The following is an 18,411-nucleotide window of genomic DNA, read 5'->3' on the forward strand; positions in this document are numbered from 1 at the left end:
CGGGCCACCGGCATTCGTTCGTAGTGACAACGGCCCAGAGTTCGTCGCCAAGGACGTTCGCGCCTGGATCGAGGCCGTCGGTGCCAAGACAGCGTTCATCGAACCGGGGTCACCCTGGGAGAACGGCTACGTCGAGAGCTTCAACGCCCGGATGCGGGACGAGCTGCTCAACCGCGAAATCTTCTATTCACTGAGGGAGGCCCAAATCATCATCGAAGGTTGGAGAAAGCACTACAACACCAAGCGACCTCACAGTGCATTGGGCTACAGGCCACCGGCACCGGAAACCATCATCCAGATGGAACCAAGGCCGGTCATGCACTAACAATCAAACTGGACCAGTCAGATCAGGCTACTCAGGCTCGCGACGAACCCTGTGGCTTGACGAAGCGCCATGCCAAAAAGGACTTTGATCGCAAGGAAGGCCTGGATGGCCCCATTACTGTAGGTCTGCTGCCGATCTCGCTTCCCGGATGGTGATGCCTCCCACACCATCACTGGATCGAACCAGACGGTCAGTGACCCACGCTGCCTCAGCGCCCGATTGTAGTCATGCCAGTTCGTAGTCTTGTAGATTGTCTTTGAGGATATGCTTATCCCCGCCAGCTACCACACTGGATTCACGCAGGAACTCCCAAGCGTCCTTTGTGCAACAAGGTCGAAATAAACTTACCTAACGTTAGCAGCGGTTTTTCGAAACACAAGGAATTCGTTCCACCGCCTTGACGGGTACGCGGCGAAACCGCACCCGCCTAATGGCGCCAAAAATGCAGGGCGTAATCGGCAAATGCCGTCTCCAGCCATTATCGAAAGTCGCCCCTTCCCCCTCGCCTGCGAGCGTTGGGAATGCGACAGGGGCGCCGCGAAGCGGCGCCCCTGCCCCGCCGCACGGGCCATGCCCGGCGGCGATCCTTTCGTGGCGGTCGCGCATCAGTGCCCGCTGAGCACCAGCGTATTCACTGGCAGCAACAAGGCCTGGATACGCAGGATCAACGCATGCACGAGCCCGACCGTGTCGACCATGTGCAGGAACAACCCTTCCCAGAAACCGAGATCTTCGTTTGCCAGCTTTTCGTGATTCACCGTGTAGGCATTCACGATACATTTCGAGCCGGGCCGGATCCTGTCGGTGGAGCCCTGGTAGATCTCCTCCAGCAGCACCGGCACCGTGCCCGGACGTGCCCGGTCCTGGATGTCGATCAGGTTGTCGGAGGGCTTGAACTGCCCGGCCGGAATGAAGGGCATGACCGACTTCACCCGCATTGGAACGATGACAAATGGCAGGGAAAGACAGGTCATTTCCGCCAGCATCCCCGGCTGGACCACCTGTCCCGCCATCTGGTTGAAGCCCGCTTGGAAATAGCCGTCGGAGACCTGCGGCGGCACGAGCACACCGGCGGAGCGCATCACCGGATTCACGACATCGCCCGGTTGCAGTGCGAATTGCTGCACGATTCCATCGACCCGGGCATAGACAATCGTCTTGGCAAGCGCCGCCCTGGCTTCCTCGAGCGCGGCTTCCGCGGTCCTCTGCTTGGCCGGAAGCGCAACGTCGATCTTGGTTTGAACCGCGTCAAGCTGCGCCTGCGCGGCCTCGACCCCGCCACGACGGGAGTCGACCGTGTTTCCGAGCCGTTCCACCTCGCGCGGGCTGGTCGCGGCGGACCCCTCGTCGAGAAGCTTCTTGCGCAGCTCGTATTCCTCGACCGCCTGTGTCAGTGCGCCCTGCGCCTGGTTCACACCGCCCTGTGCCGCGGCCAGTTCCGCCTCGGCGGTGACGAACTCGGCCTCCACCTCGGCGATACGTTGCTCGGCCGTCCGGACAGTCGCCTGCTGGGAATCGTCCTCAAGCGTGAAGATCACCTCACCCGCCTTCACCGAGGCATTGTTCGCGACATGGACCTCTTTCACCCGGCCGATCCCCTCCGGGCTGATCGCCACGGTCCGGAAGAAGGAGGACACATCCGTCGTGGAGGGGTGATAGTAAAAAACGATCGTGATCAGTGTGACCGTCAACATGATGCAGGTCGTGATACCGACACGAAGCTCATACCAGACAGTGAAAAACGTGATCTCCTCGCCGATCCGTTTGCCCTGAACATGGCGGCGATAGAGGTAATCCGGAAGAATGGTCAGCATCGAGCAGAGGAGGAGTTCAAGCATCAATCATCCCTCCCGCGCCATGGAGTCGCTGCCGGAACTTTCCCCGACATCCACTGCCGCCGCGGATTCGGCCTCTTTTTGGTCGCGGTTTGCGATCTTTTCCAGTGAACGGCTGATCGTTTCGAAATAGCGCTCGTACTCGGGAAACTCGATGGAAGCCAGAAGCAGCGCGGCGATCCAGAACAGGTTGTTATGGGTGAACAGCGCCAGCAGCGCGAGAATCGCGACGATCTGCATATGTGTCCGGCCGCGCTGATGCGCCATCTGCTCCGGCAGGGCATGCAGTTTGAAATAGAACAAACCCAACCCAAGGATCAAAAGAATGACAAAGACGACGACAACGACATACAGAACGTCGGTATCGCCCGGTGCAGTCATGTAGAATGGAAGATGGGGCGCTCCTTCGGAGCCATGTGTATCTGCCATCATATCCCCCTGATTTGTGTAATTATTATCGCCCATACTCGCATAATAACGGGGCGACTCAAAACCTTTCGAAAATGGAATTCGGGAAACAGAAATGGACGCCCTTTTCTCTGGCATTCGACTGTTGGCGGGAACGATCCTGCGGATCGTGCCTCCGGCGGGGATATTTTGAGAAAGATGATACCAGGCGACAAAGCCCATCATTTTTCTACAAATATCCTGGGGGGAGCGCTCGCAGGAGCGCGGGGGGCAACGCCCCCATTTCCAGCATCCGAAACGCGCTATCCGATAGCAAAAGGGCCACCCTGAGGCGGCCCTTTCCTGATCGTTTTTCGGGTTGGATCAGTTGATCCGCGTCAGCAGGTCGTCGAGGCTCTTCTTGGCATCGCCGAAGAACATACGCGTATTGTCCTTGTAGAAGAGCGGGTTCTCGATGCCCGAGTAACCCGTGCCTTGGCCCCGCTTCGAGACGAAGACAACCTTGGATTTCCACACTTCCAGCACCGGCATACCGGCGATCGGGGAGTTGGGGTCGTCCTGGGCTGCCGGGTTGACGATGTCGTTGGAGCCAATGACGATCGAGACATCCGTTTCCGGGAAGTCCTCGTTGATCTCATCCATCTCCAACACGATGTCATAGGGCACCTTGGCTTCGGCCAGCAGCACGTTCATGTGACCCGGCAGGCGACCAGCGACGGGGTGGATCGCAAAGCGAACCTCCTTGCCCTTGGCGCGCAGACGGCGGGTCAGTTCGGCAACACTTTGCTGGGCCTGTGCCACGGCGAGGCCGTAGCCCGGGATGATGACAACGCTGTCGGCATCTTCCAACGCAGAGGCCACGCCATCGGCGTCGATGGCAATCTGCTCGCCGGTAACTTCCATCGCCGGTTCACCCGAACCGCCGAAGCCGCCGAGGATCACCGAGACGAAATGCCGGTTCATCGCCTTGCACATGATGTAGCTGAGGATCGCACCCGAGGAACCCACGAGGGCACCGGTCACGATAAGCAGGTCATTGCCGAGCGAGAAGCCGATGGCCGCCGCGGCCCAGCCCGAGTAGCTGTTCAGCATCGACACCACGACGGGCATGTCGGCGCCGCCGATACCCATGATGAGGTGGTAGCCGATGAAGAGCGCGGCCAGCGTCATCAGGAAGAGCGGGAAGAAACCGCCGGTGTTGAAGTACCAGACGAGACAGACGAGCGAGATGATCGCCGCCGCCGCGTTCAGCAGGTGACCGCCGGGGAGCTGCTTGGGCTTGCCGTCGATGGAGCCGGCGAGCTTGCCGAAGGCGATGACGGAGCCGGTGAAGGTGATCGCACCGATGAAGATGCCGAGGAACAATTCGACCTTCAGGATGTTGATCAACGCGACCGCATCGACGCTTTCAAGCTTGCGCACGAGGGCGGCGGCGAAGCCGTCCAGATCGTGCCGCGCGGCTTCGTCAAGCTTGAGCACCCGGCCAAGCTCGAAATGGGCATTGAAACCCACGAAGACAGCCGCGAGACCGACGAGGCTGTGCATGGCGGCAACGAGTTGCGGCATCTCGGTCATCTGGACGCGCTTGGCGACCACGACACCGATGGCACCGCCACCGGCGATCAGAACCAGCGAGAGAAGCCACAGGCCGGAGCCCGGGCCGATCAGCGTGGCGAACACGGCCAGCGCCATGCCCACGATGCCGTACCAGACGGCGCGCTTGGCACTCTCCTGGCCAGAAAGTCCACCCAAAGACAGGATGAAGAGGACAGCCGCGACGATATAGGCGGCAGTGGTAAAGCCTTCCATTGTCTCGCCCTCCTTAGGATTTCTGGAACATGGCGAGCATGCGCCGGGTGACGAGGAAACCGCCGAAGATGTTGATACCGGCCATGAAGACCGACAACGACGCCAGCAGGATGACGAGGAAGGACCCCGATCCGATCTGCATCAGAGCACCGACGATGATGATCGAGGAGATCGCGTTGGTCACCGCCATGAGCGGCGTGTGCAGCGAATGCGCGACGTTCCAGATCACCTGGAAGCCGACGAAGACGGCCAGCACGAAGACGATGAAGTGCTGCATGAAGCTCGCCGGCGCGTAGGCCCCCACCAGCAGAAGCAGCGCCGCACTGACGCCGATCAGGATCGCCTGGCTGCGCGTCTGCTTGCGGAATTCCTCCCGCTCGATGGCCAGCTTCTCCTCGCGGGTCAGCTCTTTTACCGGCTCTTTCGGCTTGGCCGCCGCGATCGCCTGGATCTTGGGCGGTGGTGGCGGGAAGGTGATCGCACCCTCATGGGTGATCGTGGCCCCGCGGATCACGTCATCTTCCATGTTATGATTGACCTTGCCGTCCTTCTCGGGCGTCAGGTCCGTCATCATGTGGCGGATATTCGTGGCATAGAGCGTCGAGGATTGCGCGGCCATGCGGCTCGGGAAGTCCGTGTAGCCGACAATGGTCACGCCATTTTCGGTGACGATCTTCTCGTCCTTGACGGTCAGCTCGCAGTTGCCACCGCGCTCGGCGGCGAGATCGACGATGACGGAGCCAGGCTTCATCATCTCGACCATGTCCTTGGTCCAGAGCACCGGTGCATCCCGGTTCGGGATCAGCGCGGTGGTGATGACAATGTCAACCTCCGGGGCAAGCTCGCGGAACTTGGCCAGCTGCGCTTCGCGGAACTCGGGGCTCGACGGCGCGGCATAGCCGCCCGTTGCGGCTCCGTCCGTCTGCTCCTCGTCAAACTCGAGATAGACGAATTCGGCACCCATGGATTCGATCTGTTCGGCCACTTCGGGACGCACATCGAAAGCATAGGTAATCGCGCCGAGCGAAGTAGACGTCCCGATCGCGGCCAGACCGGCCACGCCGGCCCCCACGACCAGAACCTTGGCCGGCGGCACCTTGCCCGCGGCGGTCACCTGGCCGGTGAAGAAACGACCGAAATTGTTGCCCGCCTCGATCACCGCACGATAGCCGGCGATATTGGCCATGGAACTGAGCGCGTCCATCTTCTGTGCGCGGGAGATCCGCGGCACCATGTCCATCGCGATGACGCTCGCGCCCTTTTGCTTGGCGGCTTCCATCAGCGGCTCGTTCGAGGCTGGATAGAAGAAGGAAATCAGTGTCTTGTCCGCAGAGAGCAGGCCGATCTCGGACTCCTCGGGCGGGCGCACCTTGGCGATGATGTCGCTGGAGGCAAACAATTCCTCCGCGCTGTTCACGACCTCGACACCTGCCTCTGCATAAAGCGCGTCCGAGAACCCGGCGGCGATCCCTGCACCACTCTCGATCACGCAATCATACCCAAGCTTTTGAAGCTGCTTGGCAGAGTCAGGTGTCATCGCGACACGTGACTCTCCCGGGAATACCTCCCGCGGGGAACCTATCTTCACGTCTCCGTCCCTTTCGTTCGGATGCAGCCCGGCCTCAGCCGGACCGCACTTGGCGTTCTCCGAGGCCCTCATCGCACCTCGTATGTACCTTTTCCAGCCCAATCGGCAGGACGCGGCGTTATGCTCACAACCAACGCCGTGTCTTGCGCGACCATTGTTCGAATTCCGGGCCAAAATCCTCTTTGAGCCACGATTCTTCCTCGTGGATGAAGCGATCGGTGATGACCCACATGAAAAGCGGCACCAGAACCAGGCTCGGCCAGGCAGACCAATGCAGGACACAGCCCAGCAGAACCATCGCATCGCCGAGATAGATCGGGTTGCGCGAATACGAGAACACACCGTTGGTCACCAGGAAGCTGGCATGTTTGTGCGGTACGAATGTCGTGTGGTGCTGGCGCATCTGGACCACGGCCACTGCCATCATCAGCAACCCGCCCCCGATCAGCATCCCTGCGAGCATGTCCGTGACCGGGTGATCTATCGGAGCTAAAGGCATCCGGGTCGCCTGCACCCATGCCAACGCGAGGAAAAGCAGCAGCCAGAGCGGCGGCAGATCTATCCATTTCAGTTTTGACATGAACGGCATATCTGCCCTCGGAAATCAGGATTTGGCGTATGATAGCGATACCATTGCCAGCCGCAAGCGGCAGAACGTCTCTCTTGCACGCCCGTTTTGCGCCAATTCAACGGTTGAAGGAGGCGCTGCCCCCGCGCCTTCGGGCGCTCCCCTGGGATATTTCCCGTCAGAAGAAGTCTGGCAGATACCTGACTTCTTCTGTCTCCAAATATCCTGGGGGTTCGGGGGTGAAACCCCCAAGCCGTTCAGCCTGTTCGAGCCTGGACCTATTCGAACTCCATCTCCTCATAGACTCGTCCGGCGTTTTTTGTTGCAAGTTCCTCGAAGGTATCCAGGTTTCGATACGCCTCCTGATCGACGTAGTAGGCATCCGCGAGGTCGCCGCCATTTTCGAGATGTTCAGCAATCTTGCCGCGCAGATGCACAAGGTAGTCATGCGTGTAGCGGCGCACCTGGTCCATATTGGTCGGATGGCCGTGGCCCGGGATGACATAGGTCGCGTTCAGAGGTTCGAACTCGTTCTCCCAGGTCTCGATCCACGCGCTGGTGATCGTGTCCGCGAAGATCGGCAACATCCGCTCGTGAAAGGCGATATCGCCTGCTATCACCAGCCCCTTCTCGGGCAACCAGACCTGCGTATCGCCAGGCCCATGCGCCGGACCGAGATGCAGAACCTCGATCTTCGTGTCGCCCATCGAGGCGTCGTAGCTGTCCTCGAAGGTGATGGTCGGTCCCTGGATCTCGGTGCCCTCGGCCTTGTCCTTGCTGTAGCCGACCATGCCGTCGAGAATCTGCTGGCCGTATTCCTCGACCTCGTGTGCCGCATCGACATGGCCGAGAATCGGAACGCCTTGCGCCGCCCAGTAGGAATTGCCCAGAACCGCGTGGCCCTGCCCGTTCTCGTTGATGACCAGTTTCACCGGCTGATCCGTCACCGCCTTGTTCTCGTAATGCAGCGCTTCGGCCAGAATCGCGGCCGCGCCACCGTTGATCACGACCACCCCTTCAGAGGTCACTATGAAACTCAGGTTGTTGTTATGGCCGGAGTTTTCATATGTCGGCGGCGCCGTGGCACCGATCGCGGACCAGACGCCGGGAATGACTTCGTACGGTTTTGAATAAAGCGGGCATTGCGGGTACTGATCGGTGATGTCTTCGCTCGCCCACACGGCAAGGGGTGCAGCGGCGAGCGCCAAGGCCATTGTGATCGGTGAAATGCTGTACATGAATAGTCCTCCCGGCTGCACATATTCCGATATCGGAATGCAAAGTCCAGACAATTCCTGTTGCAGTTCAGTCCCGAAGGCTTCCGCTCTGGCCTCCGCCGCGCGGTTCTGCCAAACCGGCATCAAGACCAACGGAGCCTGACAATGACCGATTTCGCCTGGACCAGAGACCAGTTCCACTTGCCCGAGGGTGTGATCTATCTCGACGGAAACTCGCTCGGACCGATGCCCAAGGCCACGCCCGCCCGTGTGCAACAGGTGATGGAGCCCGAGTGGCGCGACCAGTTGATCGGCGGTTGGGTTGGCGCGGGCTGGCACTTGGCGCCGGAACGTCTCGGCGACCGGATCGCGGCAATGATCGGCGCCGAAGCGGGGCATGTCGTGGTAGGCGACACGCTGTCGATCAAGATCTACCAGGCGCTGGCCGCCGCGCTCGCCCTGCGCCCCGACCGGCGGGTGATCCTGTCCGATACCGGCAATTTCCCTTCCGACCTCTACATGGCGCAGGGGCTGGCACACACCTTGGGCAATGGCACGCGATTGAAGACTGTCGCCCCCGAAGACGTCGCGGAGCATATCACCGACGAGGTCGCCGTGCTGATGCTGACGGAAGTGGATTACCGCACCGGGCGGCGTCACGACATGAAGGTCCTGACCGCGAAAGCACATGAAGTTGGCGCGATAACCGTTTGGGATCTTGCGCATTCTTTCGGCGCCCTGCCGGTGGATCTGGCAGGATGCGGCGCCGATTTCGCCGCCGGCTGTACCTATAAATACATCAATGCCGGCCCCGGCGCCCCGGCCTTTATCTATGTCGCGCCCGAACATGCTGGCCGCGCCTGCACCGCGCTGCAAGGCTGGCAAGGGCACGACGCACCCTTTGCCTTCGAGCAGGACTACCGCCCGGCCACCGAAGTCGTCCGCATGCGCGTCGGCACCCCGCCGGTGTTGCAACTCGCCGCGCTGGAAGCCGCGCTGGACATCTGGGAGCAAGTCGACATGAACGACATTCGCGCCCGATCCATCGAACTTTGCGAGCGCTTCATTGCCGGGGTTGAAGAAAGCTGCCCGCAGCTTCGCCTGGCCTCGCCGCGGGATGCCGCGCAGCGCGGCAGCCAGGTCTCCTTCCATTTCGAAGAGGGCTACGCCGCCATGCAAGCGCTGATCGCGCGCGGCGTGATCGGCGATTTCCGCGCGCCCGACATCATGCGCTTCGGCTTCACCCCGCTCTATATCGGCCCCGAGGATGTGGACCGCGCGGTGGAGATCCTTGCCGAAATCATAAACTGGGATCTCTGGGATCGCCCGGAATACAAGGTCAAGGCGATCATCACGTGACCTGGCAGATACGGGACGGCTCGGCCGCGGACGCGGTCGCCTGCATGGCGGTCTATGTCGATGCGGTGCGCAACGGGACAGGCCGACATTACAACGCGGAACAAGCCAAGGCCTGGGCGCCGACCGAAGATGTCGAGGACTGGCTGCCCCCACGCTTGGCGGCAGGCCGGACCTGGATCGGTTGGTCGTTCGAGCGTGCCGAAGGCTTCCTGACCGTCACGGAAAACGGGCACCTCGACTTTTTCTTTGTCCGCCCGGAAGCGCGGCCAGATGGGTTGGCGGGCGCGCTTTATGAGCGGCTGGTGGATTGGGCCGAGGCGCATGATCTGGCCAGCCTGACCACCGATGCCAGCCACCTGGCCCGCTCTTTTCTGGAAAAACGTGGCTGGCGGGTGACCGAGGGTGAAACCACGCTCCGTCACGGAGTTGCGCTGAAACGCTGGAAAATGGCCTGGCAGCGCGGTCCAAAGAGATCGTAGCGGCAAGTCTCGAAGGAGGCTCCCCCTAACCGAACTGGTGGGCCGGCAGCTTCTGGCGTCTCGCAGCCCAATCGTAGACCGCCGCGCCAAAAGCCTCGAATAGCGGGCGCGACACGGGATCCTGGGCCGCGCGATATTCCGGATGCCATTGCACCGACATGGTAAAGCCCGGCGCCCCATCGACATAGATCGCCTCGGGCGTGCCGTCGGGCGCGTAGCCGTCGATCACGATCCGCTTGCCGGGTTCCTTGATGCCTTGCCCGTGCAGCGTATTGGTCAGAACCTCCCGAGTGCCGTAGAGGCCGTGGAACTGCCCGCCCTCGTTGAACGTCACGATATGGCGCAGGGCGAACTTCTCTTCCAGCGTACCGTCCGGCGGCATGCGGTGGTTCATGCGCCCCGGCAAATCCCGGATTTCGGGGTAAAGCGTGCCGCCCATCGCGACATTCACCTCCTGGAAGCCCCGGCACACCCCCAGAAAAGGCTGTCCCCGCTCCACGCAGGCCCGGATCAGCGGTAGCGTGATCGCATCGCGCGCGCGGTCGAAATCACCATGCGCCTCCGTGGCCGCCTCACCATATTCCTCCGGGTGAACGTTTGGGCGCCCGCCGGTCAACAAGAACCCGTCACACACCTCCATCAGGTCTTCCACCGTGACGAATCTTGGATCGGCCGGGATGACCATCGGTACGGCGCCACAGACCTCGGCCACGGCCTCCGAATTCATCGTGCCACCGGCATGGGTCGGGTATTCGTCGTTGATCAGGTAGTGGTTGCCGATAATGCCGACGACAGCGCGCGCCATGTTTCCTCGCTAAATTGCCCTATCGCATCTGATACCGGCTAATCCGCGGGAGACAAAGCATCACCTTGCAGGAAAAAAGATTCACACGCGCGCAGCACAGGCTTGGGGCGCCATTTGTGCAGCCAAACGCAAAATGGTGCGCCGAGTTTCCTTCCAGCGCACCATTTCAGACTGTTTCCATCCCACATGTATGGGCTCAGATCTCGGCCACCAGGCCAAAGCGTTCGAGCGCCGCCTTGCCCGCGGCGGCGTCATTGTCAGGCGTGTCGCCTGTCACACCGAGACCGCCAATCAACACCCCATCGGCATCCCGGATCACGATGGCGCCCGGAACGGGAAAGATCCTGCCGCCGCAGACCTGCTGCGCCGAGGGCAAGAACCACGAGGTCTCCTCGCACAGCTCCCGCATCCGTGTGCCCCCCAACCGCATCATCACCGCGGCGTAGGCCTTGTTGCGCACGATATCGACGCCGCCCGGGTTGGCGCCATCGGCCCGTTCCAGCGCAACCGGATGTCCGCCCGCATCGGCAACCACAACCGTCATCGGACGCAGTCCCATACGCGCACCTTCCTCGAAGACCGCGCGGAGGATCTTTCGCGCAAGTTCGTTATCAATGACCATCTGTCTCCACTCCCGTGTTTCGGCCCGGATCCGACCGGTTTCGCGGTCTTGGCTCCAGCTTTGCCGGCGTCGATTCGCAGCTTTCCTGCGAAGTTTCGCATTGGCTTACCTGCGAAAAAGGGGAGCTGCCACGCGCGCAAAGCGCGCGCCCGGTCGAACAGTTTCCCGCAGGCCGCAACCGGCGGGCGCGGACAGCGGGAGACCGGCGAAGGCACTACGCCTTCGGAGCGGGTTCGTTGGCGCGCTTGCGGGCTTCTTTCGCCTTCACCTGGCGGCGACGGTAATGCAGCGTCGGCTCGGTATATCCCGAGGGCCAATTGCCATCGTTGAACACCAGGTCACAGGCCGCCTGGAAGGCATGCCCGCCATATTCCGGCGCCATCGGCCGGTAGTCCGGATCGCCGGCATTCTGTGCGTCCACCTTGACCGCCATGCGGCGCATCGCGTTCATCACCCGCACATCGTCGACAATGCCGTGATGGATCCAGTTCACCAGCGCCTGGCTCGAAATCCGGCAGGTTGCGCGGTCCTCCATCAGGCCGACATCGTTGATGTCCGGCACCTTGGAGCAGCCCACGCCGTGATTGACCCAGCGGACCACGTAACCGAGGATCCCCTGGCAGCAGTTTTCCAGCTCGTCCTCGATCTCCTGATCGCTCAGCTCGCGCTCCAGAAGCGGAATTGTCAGTAGTTTTTCGAGCGAGGCACGCGGCCCGTTCGCCGCGCCCTCGGCAAGTTCCTTCTGCCGCCGCGCCACGTCCACGATATGGTAATGGGTGGCATGCAGCACTGCCGCCGTCGGGCTGGGCACCCAGGCACAGGAAGCGCCGGCCTGCGGATGAGCGATCTTCTGCGCCAGCATGTCGGCCATCCGGTCGGGCATGGCCCACATGCCCTTGCCGATCTGCGCCCGCCCCTTCAGCCCGCAGGCCAGCCCGATATCGACATTGCGATCCTCGTAGGCCGACAGCCAGGCCGAGTTCTTCATCTCCGCCCGCGGCACCATGGCGCCGGCTTCCATCGAAGTGGAGGTCTCGTCGCCCGTCCGGTCCAGGAAGCCCGTATTGATGAAACAGACCCGGTGTTTTGCTGCCGCGATACAGGCCGCGAGGTTGGCCGATGTCCGGCGTTCCTCGTCCATGATGCCGATCTTCACGGTGTATCGGGGCAGGCCAAGGATCTCTTCGACCATGGTGAAGATGTCATCGGCAAAGGCAACCTCTTCAGCCCCGTGCATCTTGGGCTTGACGACATAGCCCGAGCCGGCCGGCGCATTGACCGGTCCACCCTCGCGACGCAAGTCGTGCAGGGCGATGGCAACCGAGACCAGCGCATCGAGGAGGCCTTCGCCAATTTCGGCCCCATCCGCGGTCAGAACCGCCGGCGTCGTCATCAGGTGCCCGACATTGCGTACCAGCATGAGCGAGCGGCCCCGCAAGCGGGCCGGTGTCCCGTCGGGCCGGGTAAAGTCGATATCCTTGTTGAGCGCGCGCGTGAAAGCCTTGCCTCCCTTGGAGACCTCGGCCGTCAGATCGCCCTTCATCAGGCCGAGCCAGTTGCGATAGGCCAGCGCCTTGTCCGGCCCGTCAACGCAGGCCACGCTGTCTTCCATGTCCATGATGGTCGAAATGGCCGCTTCGACGAGCATGTCGGAAATACCCGCCGGATCGGTCCGTCCAACCAGGCTCTCCGGGTCGATCACCAGCCGCAGATGCAGCCCATGGATCCGGAAAATCACCTCGTGCAGTGTTCCGTCATCCTCGCTCATAACCGTGCCGGCGAAGCAGGTCGGCGTCTCAAGCGCGGTGAAGCCCTCGCCTAGCCGCAGCCCGAGAATGCTGCCATCGAAGGTGAAGCCGGTCACATCGGACCAGCGCCCGGCAGCAAGCGGCAACGCCTTGTCCAGGTGCGCCTTGGCCCAGGCGATCACCGCGGCTCCGCGCTGCGCATCGTAACCGCCGCCCGCGGGTAGCGAGCCAATCGCATCGGTGCCGTAAAGTGCATCGTACAGGCTGCCCCAGCGCGCGTTTGCCGCGTTCAGCGCATAGCGCGCATTCGTGATCGGCACGACAAGCTGCGGCCCTGCGATGCTCGCCAGTTCAGGGTCGACATTCTCCGTCTGCAATTGAAACGGTTCCGGCTCATCGACGAGATAGCCGATGTCCTTCAGGAAGGACGAGTAGGCCGCCCAGTCCGCGGGGCGGTCGCGGCTGGCAATATGCCAGGCATCGATGCGTTGGTGAATCTTGGCCCTGGTTTCCAGAAGGTTCCGGTTACGTGGGCCATGTTCGGCGACCATCCGTGCAAGTCCTGCCCAAAAGGTTTCCCCATCCACCCCGGTACCGGGCAACGCCTCCGTTTCGATGAATTCCGCCAGAGTGGTTTCGACTTGAAGCCCGCTTCGCCCGACATATCCGTCCACGCCATTCCTCCACTGTCCTGGCAACTCTTCTCGCGCAAAACCTATCAGAAATGTCGTCCGCATCAATCTTCAGCGAAAGATTAAGCCGCCGAAGCACCCGATTACCTACAAATATCTCGCAGGCCAGCAGATTATTTTTTTCAAGATGCAGCTTTTTCCTGTCCTGACGGTCCGCGCATTTGCCTCCCTCAGCCCCTTGGAGCGGCATCAAACACCCCTTCCGAGGCACCCACACAAGATCCCAGGCACTGCACCCGCCAAGCTTGACCGGTCGCAAAGCGATACATCCATGGAAGGCACTTTTTCGTCAGGCCGGGCGATCACCTTGCCGTTGCGCAACACACACCGGGTTGTTCCAAATTGACCGGCCCAGTCCAATCCACGCGCAGTTCCCAGGGCAGCGGCCGAGACCGGGACAGCGCAACCCTGCACAGCAGTCACCGAGCCGGTGACCTTCTGTCCTTTGACGCAGGCGGAGTCGGGTCAGAACAGTTCGATCTCCGTCGTATCGGATCGCAGGGGCTTCAAGGCGAGATCGATGCTTTCCTCCGGGACCGCCTGCAAGAACTGCCGGCGAGCCTTCCCCGTTGCCGGCCAGAACTGAATCCTGCGTCCCTGCGTTCCTACCAGGCTGCTTGCCAGACACGGAATCCCTTCCCGCCGACAGAACTCTTCCGCGAGTTTCGCATTGGCCTCGCCAATATCGCTCAGCCCCGAGATCATTCGGGCACCACCGAAAAGCTTTGCCTGAAGCCTGCTCTTTTTCGCTCCATGCTGAAGCAGGTCGTTGATAAGCAGTTCCATCGCATTGGTGCCGATCGAACGCGAGGTTATGTCTCCGCTTTTTCCATCCGGCACCAGGATATGGTTCATCCCGCCCAGGCCCGCGCAGGGATCCCACAGGCAGGTGGAGACGCACGACCCCAGCAAGGTGGTTATATACGTCTCGGGACAAGCCGAGACGGCATGCTCCCCTTGCGTGACATGCAGGACATTCGCCCTCACTTTGCGGCAGCCCGCGCATTCGGGGCCGCAGAAGCTCCGCGCCCCGTCTCTTCGAGAATGCCCGCGGCAATCCGGTCGAGATCGAGCGTCCGGTTGGCGCCGCCGATCTCGGTGGCCACTCGCGGCATGCCGTAGACGACACTGCTGTCGCGATCCTGTGCGATTGTCTGCGCACCCGCCTGCCGCAATTCCAACATTCCGTAAGCCCCGTCCCGTCCCATGCCAGTCAACAACACCGCCAGGACCCTGCTGGCGAAAGGTCTTGCCGAACGAAACAGCATGTCCACCGAAGGGCGGTGCCCCGACACCTTTTCGCCAGGCCGCAGGCGACACGTGATGTCTTTTCGGCTTTCCGACAGCACCAGGTGATTTGCGCCGCCCGGAGCAATCCGCACCATCCCGGCTTGCAACCGCTCGCCGTCCCGGGCGAGCGTGACATCCGGGCGGACCCGGTTGGACAGCCGCTCCGCGAAGCTGACCAGGAAACTCTCCGGCATGTGCTGGGCAATGACCGTGGGCGGGCAGTCTGCCGGGTAGCCCGCGAGCAGCCGTTCCAGAGCATCGACGCCCCCGGTCGACGCGCCGACCAATACGTATTTTCCGTTCCATGAATAGCTGCTGGGGGGCGGCGCGGTGCTGGTCTGACGCGATGGGATCCGCGCATTCGAGGCAATGAACACACGCTCCGCCAACGATTCGATCGTGTCCGGCGCCGCAGCGTTTGGTTTGCCGATACAATCCACGGCCCCCAGGGACAGCGCCTCGATCGCCGCAATACTGCCCTTATGCGTTTCCGTTGAGAACATCACCACTGGCAATGGGCGCAGGCGCATCAGCTTTTCGAGAAAGCTCAGCCCGTCCATCCGGGGCATTTCGACATCGAGGGTAATTACGTCCGGATTCACACGCTTTATGACCTCTCGCGCCTCGAAAGGATCTCCCGCCTCTCCCACGACGATAAAACGTCCATCCTCTGTCAGGTGCCTTCGCACCAAGGCGCGAATTACAGCGGAATCATCGACGACAACCACACGTTTCTTGCACATTGATCAATCACTCACATTCATCAACTTGAGTAAAACCAGCCACCGGACACAGGGCCGCCCTCGGAAACCTTCCCGATCACGGCCAGCACCCTCCTCCGAACGCGCCGCCCGTGCCGATGCCGCCCCTGCCTTTCGGCCCGGCAAGCAGGCAGTCTTCGAGTTTTCTGGGTTCAGGGAACCGGGATTGGAGCACCCCGCCCTTGCATCGACATTCACGCCCATTCCAAAACCCGATCGAATAACCAGGGTTGTCGAGCAGTCTCATCCGTCCAGGACCTCCAGGTAACGGCCGGGGCGCAATGCACCCGTTTCACGCAACGGATCGGGGATATCCGGAGCCTTCTCCGAAGCAGACTGGCCCGAAGGCGTGAAAATTCGCTTAAGTGGCACGGAAATAGCGCCGGCAATGTCTGTCGGTCGGTCTTGACATGGATCATGCAAAACCCGCGGTCACGAAAGCTAGACTCCGAAGGCCGTCATCCCGTCTTATGGGGACATGGCAGATGGAAGGAGCCTCGTGCCCATGGAACGGATCGAAACCCTGCTGGCCGAACATCCCGATTTCTTCGCCTTCGACGACGAAGAACGTCGGCAACTCGCGCGACATGCTCGGGAGGAGAGCTTTCCTGCCGGCAGCACGATCTTCCAGGAGGAAGACGAGGCGGAATCGGTACTGCTGCTGATCGAAGGAGAGGTCGCGGTTCAGAACGCCCTGCCCGGACGCGATCCGGTGCGCATCGAAACGCTGGGTCCGGGCGACATTCTCGGATGGGCCTGGCTGATGCCGCCCTTCCGCCGCATGTCGGACGCGGTGGCCATCGGGGATGTCCGTGCCGTCGCGCTTGATGCCGCCGGCGTGCGTACGCTGTGCAATGCGCATCCCGAGCTTGGCTACCGGCTCTACCAGAACTGGCTGCCGCATCTGGCCGATCGGTTCCGGGCGCAACGGCTGCAATTGCTGAGCGCGCTGGCGAACCGCTGATCGCAGGAATTCTCTGGTACAAGAACGCGCGATGCCCGCCGGTCCTTCGCCGCGTACGACTTGAAATCGGTCAAGGTGCAGACCTATCTCGATTCATGGTATCCTGTTGTTCCGATGGACGTCTCCCGTTGCCGGCCTGCCGGCGATGGCTTTCCATGGAGAGGTGATCATGAGCCACGCGACAACGACCTTCTACATTGGTCTTGGTGCCGACAACCGGCATGATGGTTCTGTTGGCCTATGGTTGGCGCGCGCGCTGGCCGCGCGTGGGGCGACGCAATGCCTGGCGCTGTCGCGCGATGACGCCGCCCTGATCGAGACCATGGACACCCATTCCGACGTGATCCTTGTCGACGCAACCCAATCCGGCCATGCGCCGGGCACTGTCAGGCGTTTCGATGCCAGCGCCGGTCCGGTTCCGCTCGATGTCTTCCGTCACCCCGCCGGCAGCGTTGGCGTCGCCGAAACGGTGGAGACGGCCCGCGCGATGGGGTGCCTGCCCCCGAGGCTGACGCTGATCGGCATCGAGGGTCAGGATTTCTCGGTGGGCACCGGCCTGTCGCCGCAGGTGGAATGGGCGGCCGCGCGCCTACTGGAGGAACTGTCGCACAAGATCATCTAGCCCAACAAGGAGAGGATCCTGTCCGCGAGCAGGTGGGGCTGCGAATGCTGCGGAAAATGCCCGGACTCGATCTCCTCCACCCGCCAACACGGGCTCCACGCACACATGCGCGCCTGCAGGTCGGGTGTCACGGTCCTGTCCTGCCGGCAGAGGATATAATCCCGCGGAACCCGTCCGAAACGCTCCGCGCTCAGCCGGATCGGGTCAGTCTGGACCGCATTCGCCTGCGGTCCGAGAAGCGCCAGCGCCGCCTTTTGTTCCTGCGCGGGCAGATCCTGGAACAGGATATCGCCCGCGAGAGCCGGATCGAGCACGGTCGTGCCCAGAACGGGCCCGCGACGTACAGCCGGACCGATCGTGTGCGGCTCCAGTTTCTTCAGCGATAGCAGGCTGTCGCCATCCCGGGGCAGGAAGGCGGCGACATAGATCAGCTGCCGAACCCGTTCCGGCATGCGCTCGGTCGCCGCCGAGATCGCCATTCCGCCCATCGAATGGCCCACGAGGACGGCAGGTTCTCCTATTTCAAGCCGGGCGCAGAGCGCGTCGGCATAATGTGCCAGCGTCACCTCCTCCGGCGGCGTGGGATCTGCACCGTGCCCGGGAAGGTCCACTGCCTCCACGTCCTGACCGGCCCCGGTCAGAAGCGTGACCACCCGGTCCCAGCAATCGGCCCGGCTCCACGCCCCGTGCACAAGGATTATTCGCATTGCCCCCCCGCGGCCATGCGTGGCCTTCTGTTCCCCACCGCAGGTGTGCTAGGGCACCGGGGAGAACAAGACAAGCGGCGGAACTCATGCGACTGGCCCATACCGGATCCGACATACCGGGCAAGATGAACGAGACCCTGCGACGGCTCGCCGAGGCGATGCAGGCCGAAGGCGCCCGCGTGGTCGGCGCGGTGCAGCTCAACCGCGAACCGGACAGCGAGGACGTGCCCTGCGACATGGACCTCAAGCTGTTGCCCGACGGGCCGCATATGTGCATCTCCCAGTCGCTCGGCCCGGGATCGACCGGATGCCGGCTCGATACCGAACAGCTTGAGGCGGCGGTTCACGAATGCGGCCAGCGCCTTGCGAGGGGGGCGGACCTGCTTTTCGTCAACAAGTTCGGCAGCCACGAGGCCGAAGGCCGCGGTTTCCGGGACCTGATCGGAACCGCGCTGTCCGAGGACGTCGCCGTTGTGGTCGGCGTCACCGAGGCGAAACTGGAAGAGTTTCGGGCGTTCAGCGGCGACTTGGCCGAGGAATTGCCCTGCGATTTCGACACCCTGTTGGAGTGGTGCCGCGCAGGCATGCAAAACGCACAATAAGCGGGCAATT

18 protein-coding genes and 1 pseudogene are annotated in these 18,411 nt (G+C 62.1%); 6 read left to right on the top strand and 13 right to left on the bottom strand.

Going from position 1 to position 18,411, the window contains the following annotated elements; all coding sequences use genetic code 11:
* On the top strand, positions 1 to 325 hold a 325-nt coding region (locus BLR85_RS19620), incomplete at its 5' end, for an integrase core domain-containing protein (RefSeq protein ID WP_139188470.1).
* A 20-nt stretch (positions 326 to 345) separates the two neighbouring features.
* On the opposite strand, the pseudogene BLR85_RS19625 reads toward BLR85_RS19620, so the two are convergent.
* The 7 genes and pseudogenes from BLR85_RS19625 to BLR85_RS19655 form a co-directional block, all read right to left on the bottom strand.
* Positions 346 to 597, bottom strand: a pseudogene (locus BLR85_RS19625) (transposase); the annotation flags it as partial.
* Between the two features lie 333 nt (positions 598 to 930).
* Positions 931 to 2,163: an HlyD family secretion protein gene (locus tag BLR85_RS19630; RefSeq protein WP_093161160.1), complete on the bottom strand. Its 1,233-nt coding sequence runs from the start codon at positions 2,161 to 2,163 to the stop codon at positions 931 to 933.
* A 3-nt stretch (positions 2,164 to 2,166) separates the two neighbouring features.
* The gene (locus BLR85_RS29600; protein ID WP_212635115.1) at positions 2,167 to 2,793 is read right to left on the bottom strand and encodes a hypothetical protein; all 627 of its coding nucleotides are present in this window, start codon (positions 2,791 to 2,793) and stop codon (positions 2,167 to 2,169) included.
* A gap of 138 nt (positions 2,794 to 2,931) precedes the next feature.
* Positions 2,932 to 4,377: an NAD(P)(+) transhydrogenase (Re/Si-specific) subunit beta gene (locus tag BLR85_RS19640; protein WP_093161163.1), complete on the bottom strand. Its 1,446-nt coding sequence runs from the start codon at positions 4,375 to 4,377 to the stop codon at positions 2,932 to 2,934.
* Positions 4,378 to 4,390: 13 nt separating this feature from the next.
* Entirely contained in the window at positions 4,391 to 5,965 is a 1,575-nt protein-coding gene (locus BLR85_RS19645) for a Re/Si-specific NAD(P)(+) transhydrogenase subunit alpha (protein ID WP_093161230.1), read from the bottom strand.
* Between the two features lie 124 nt (positions 5,966 to 6,089).
* On the bottom strand, positions 6,090 to 6,545 hold the full coding sequence (locus BLR85_RS19650) for a methyltransferase family protein (RefSeq protein WP_244520799.1): 456 nt from the start codon (positions 6,543 to 6,545) through the stop codon (positions 6,090 to 6,092).
* A 266-nt stretch (positions 6,546 to 6,811) separates the two neighbouring features.
* Positions 6,812 to 7,771, bottom strand: coding sequence for an MBL fold metallo-hydrolase (locus BLR85_RS19655; protein ID WP_139188471.1), 960 nt, complete (start codon positions 7,769 to 7,771; stop codon positions 6,812 to 6,814).
* 144 nt (positions 7,772 to 7,915) lie between these two features.
* Here BLR85_RS19655 and kynU point away from each other — a divergent pair, with 144 nt between their 5' ends.
* Together kynU and BLR85_RS19665 are read left to right on the top strand one after the other, a co-directional pair.
* Positions 7,916 to 9,109 carry a kynureninase gene (kynU, locus tag BLR85_RS19660; RefSeq protein WP_093161166.1) on the top strand — a complete coding sequence of 398 codons (1,194 nt, stop codon included), beginning with the start codon at positions 7,916 to 7,918 and terminating at the stop codon, positions 9,107 to 9,109.
* A complete protein-coding gene (locus BLR85_RS19665; protein WP_093161169.1) occupies positions 9,106 to 9,588 on the top strand; it encodes a GNAT family N-acetyltransferase in 483 nt (160 codons plus the stop codon). The genes kynU and BLR85_RS19665 overlap by 4 nt, the downstream gene beginning before the upstream one ends.
* Before the next feature lie 25 nt (positions 9,589 to 9,613).
* On the opposite strand, the gene BLR85_RS19670 is transcribed toward BLR85_RS19665, so the two are convergent.
* The 5 genes from BLR85_RS19670 to BLR85_RS19690 all read right to left on the bottom strand — a co-directional run bounded on the left by BLR85_RS19670 (position 9,614) and on the right by BLR85_RS19690 (position 15,488).
* Complete coding sequence (locus tag BLR85_RS19670; RefSeq protein WP_093161174.1) at positions 9,614 to 10,393, bottom strand: gamma-glutamyl-gamma-aminobutyrate hydrolase family protein; 780 nt, start codon at positions 10,391 to 10,393, stop codon at positions 9,614 to 9,616.
* Positions 10,394 to 10,589: 196 nt separating this feature from the next.
* Complete coding sequence (locus BLR85_RS19675; protein WP_093161177.1) at positions 10,590 to 11,015, bottom strand: GlcG/HbpS family heme-binding protein; 426 nt, start codon at positions 11,013 to 11,015, stop codon at positions 10,590 to 10,592.
* Positions 11,016 to 11,229: 214 nt separating this feature from the next.
* Positions 11,230 to 13,437 carry a malate synthase G gene (locus tag BLR85_RS19680; protein WP_244520800.1) on the bottom strand — a complete coding sequence of 736 codons (2,208 nt, stop codon included), beginning with the start codon at positions 13,435 to 13,437 and terminating at the stop codon, positions 11,230 to 11,232.
* A 483-nt stretch (positions 13,438 to 13,920) separates the two neighbouring features.
* Positions 13,921 to 14,310, bottom strand: a complete 390-nt coding sequence (locus tag BLR85_RS19685; RefSeq protein ID WP_212635116.1) for a chemotaxis protein CheD — start codon at positions 14,308 to 14,310, stop codon at positions 13,921 to 13,923.
* A gap of 128 nt (positions 14,311 to 14,438) precedes the next feature.
* On the bottom strand, positions 14,439 to 15,488 hold the full coding sequence (locus BLR85_RS19690) for a protein-glutamate methylesterase/protein-glutamine glutaminase (RefSeq protein ID WP_093161186.1): 1,050 nt from the start codon (positions 15,486 to 15,488) through the stop codon (positions 14,439 to 14,441).
* A gap of 523 nt (positions 15,489 to 16,011) precedes the next feature.
* Here BLR85_RS19690 and BLR85_RS19695 point away from each other — a divergent pair.
* Entirely contained in the window at positions 16,012 to 16,470 is a 459-nt protein-coding gene (locus BLR85_RS19695; protein WP_170844656.1) for a cyclic nucleotide-binding domain-containing protein, read from the top strand.
* A 169-nt stretch (positions 16,471 to 16,639) separates the two neighbouring features.
* Positions 16,640 to 17,092 (top strand): hydrogenase maturation protease, encoded by a 453-nt coding sequence (locus BLR85_RS19700; RefSeq protein WP_170844657.1) that lies wholly within the window; start codon positions 16,640 to 16,642, stop codon positions 17,090 to 17,092.
* On the opposite strand, the gene BLR85_RS19705 is transcribed toward BLR85_RS19700, so the two are convergent.
* Entirely contained in the window at positions 17,089 to 17,799 is a 711-nt protein-coding gene (locus BLR85_RS19705; protein ID WP_093161195.1) for an alpha/beta fold hydrolase, read from the bottom strand. The two genes, BLR85_RS19700 and BLR85_RS19705, sit on opposite strands and share 4 nt — an antisense overlap.
* An 86-nt stretch (positions 17,800 to 17,885) precedes the next feature.
* Between BLR85_RS19705 and BLR85_RS19710 the strand changes: the two genes are divergently transcribed.
* Positions 17,886 to 18,401: a DUF2478 domain-containing protein gene (locus tag BLR85_RS19710; RefSeq protein ID WP_093161198.1), complete on the top strand. Its 516-nt coding sequence runs from the start codon at positions 17,886 to 17,888 to the stop codon at positions 18,399 to 18,401.
* The last annotated feature ends 10 nt before the right edge of the window (positions 18,402 to 18,411 follow it).

It is taken from the genome of Aliiruegeria lutimaris (assembly GCF_900099935.1).
Classification (GTDB): Bacteria; Pseudomonadota; Alphaproteobacteria; order Rhodobacterales; family Rhodobacteraceae; genus Tropicimonas; species Tropicimonas lutimaris.

Coding starts and splice junctions, on each gene's coding strand:
- BLR85_RS19710 (WP_093161198.1), top strand. CDS start 17,886: ATGCGACTGGCCCATACCGGATCCGACATACCGGGCAAGATGAACGAG.
- BLR85_RS29600 (WP_212635115.1), bottom strand. CDS start 2,793: ATGATGGGCTTTGTCGCCTGGTATCATCTTTCTCAAAATATCCCCGCC.
- BLR85_RS19705 (WP_093161195.1), bottom strand. CDS start 17,799: ATGCGAATAATCCTTGTGCACGGGGCGTGGAGCCGGGCCGATTGCTGG.
- BLR85_RS19670 (WP_093161174.1), bottom strand. CDS start 10,393: ATGGCGCGCGCTGTCGTCGGCATTATCGGCAACCACTACCTGATCAAC.
- BLR85_RS19655 (WP_139188471.1), bottom strand. CDS start 7,771: ATGTACAGCATTTCACCGATCACAATGGCCTTGGCGCTCGCCGCTGCA.
- BLR85_RS19640 (WP_093161163.1), bottom strand. CDS start 4,377: ATGGAAGGCTTTACCACTGCCGCCTATATCGTCGCGGCTGTCCTCTTC.
- kynU (WP_093161166.1), top strand. CDS start 7,916: ATGACCGATTTCGCCTGGACCAGAGACCAGTTCCACTTGCCCGAGGGT.
- BLR85_RS19695 (WP_170844656.1), top strand. CDS start 16,012: ATGGAACGGATCGAAACCCTGCTGGCCGAACATCCCGATTTCTTCGCC.
- BLR85_RS19690 (WP_093161186.1), bottom strand. CDS start 15,488: ATGTGCAAGAAACGTGTGGTTGTCGTCGATGATTCCGCTGTAATTCGC.
- BLR85_RS19650 (WP_244520799.1), bottom strand. CDS start 6,545: ATGTCAAAACTGAAATGGATAGATCTGCCGCCGCTCTGGCTGCTGCTT.
- BLR85_RS19700 (WP_170844657.1), top strand. CDS start 16,640: ATGAGCCACGCGACAACGACCTTCTACATTGGTCTTGGTGCCGACAAC.
- BLR85_RS19675 (WP_093161177.1), bottom strand. CDS start 11,015: ATGGTCATTGATAACGAACTTGCGCGAAAGATCCTCCGCGCGGTCTTC.
- BLR85_RS19630 (WP_093161160.1), bottom strand. CDS start 2,163: ATGCTTGAACTCCTCCTCTGCTCGATGCTGACCATTCTTCCGGATTAC.
- BLR85_RS19685 (WP_212635116.1), bottom strand. CDS start 14,310: ATGAACCATATCCTGGTGCCGGATGGAAAAAGCGGAGACATAACCTCG.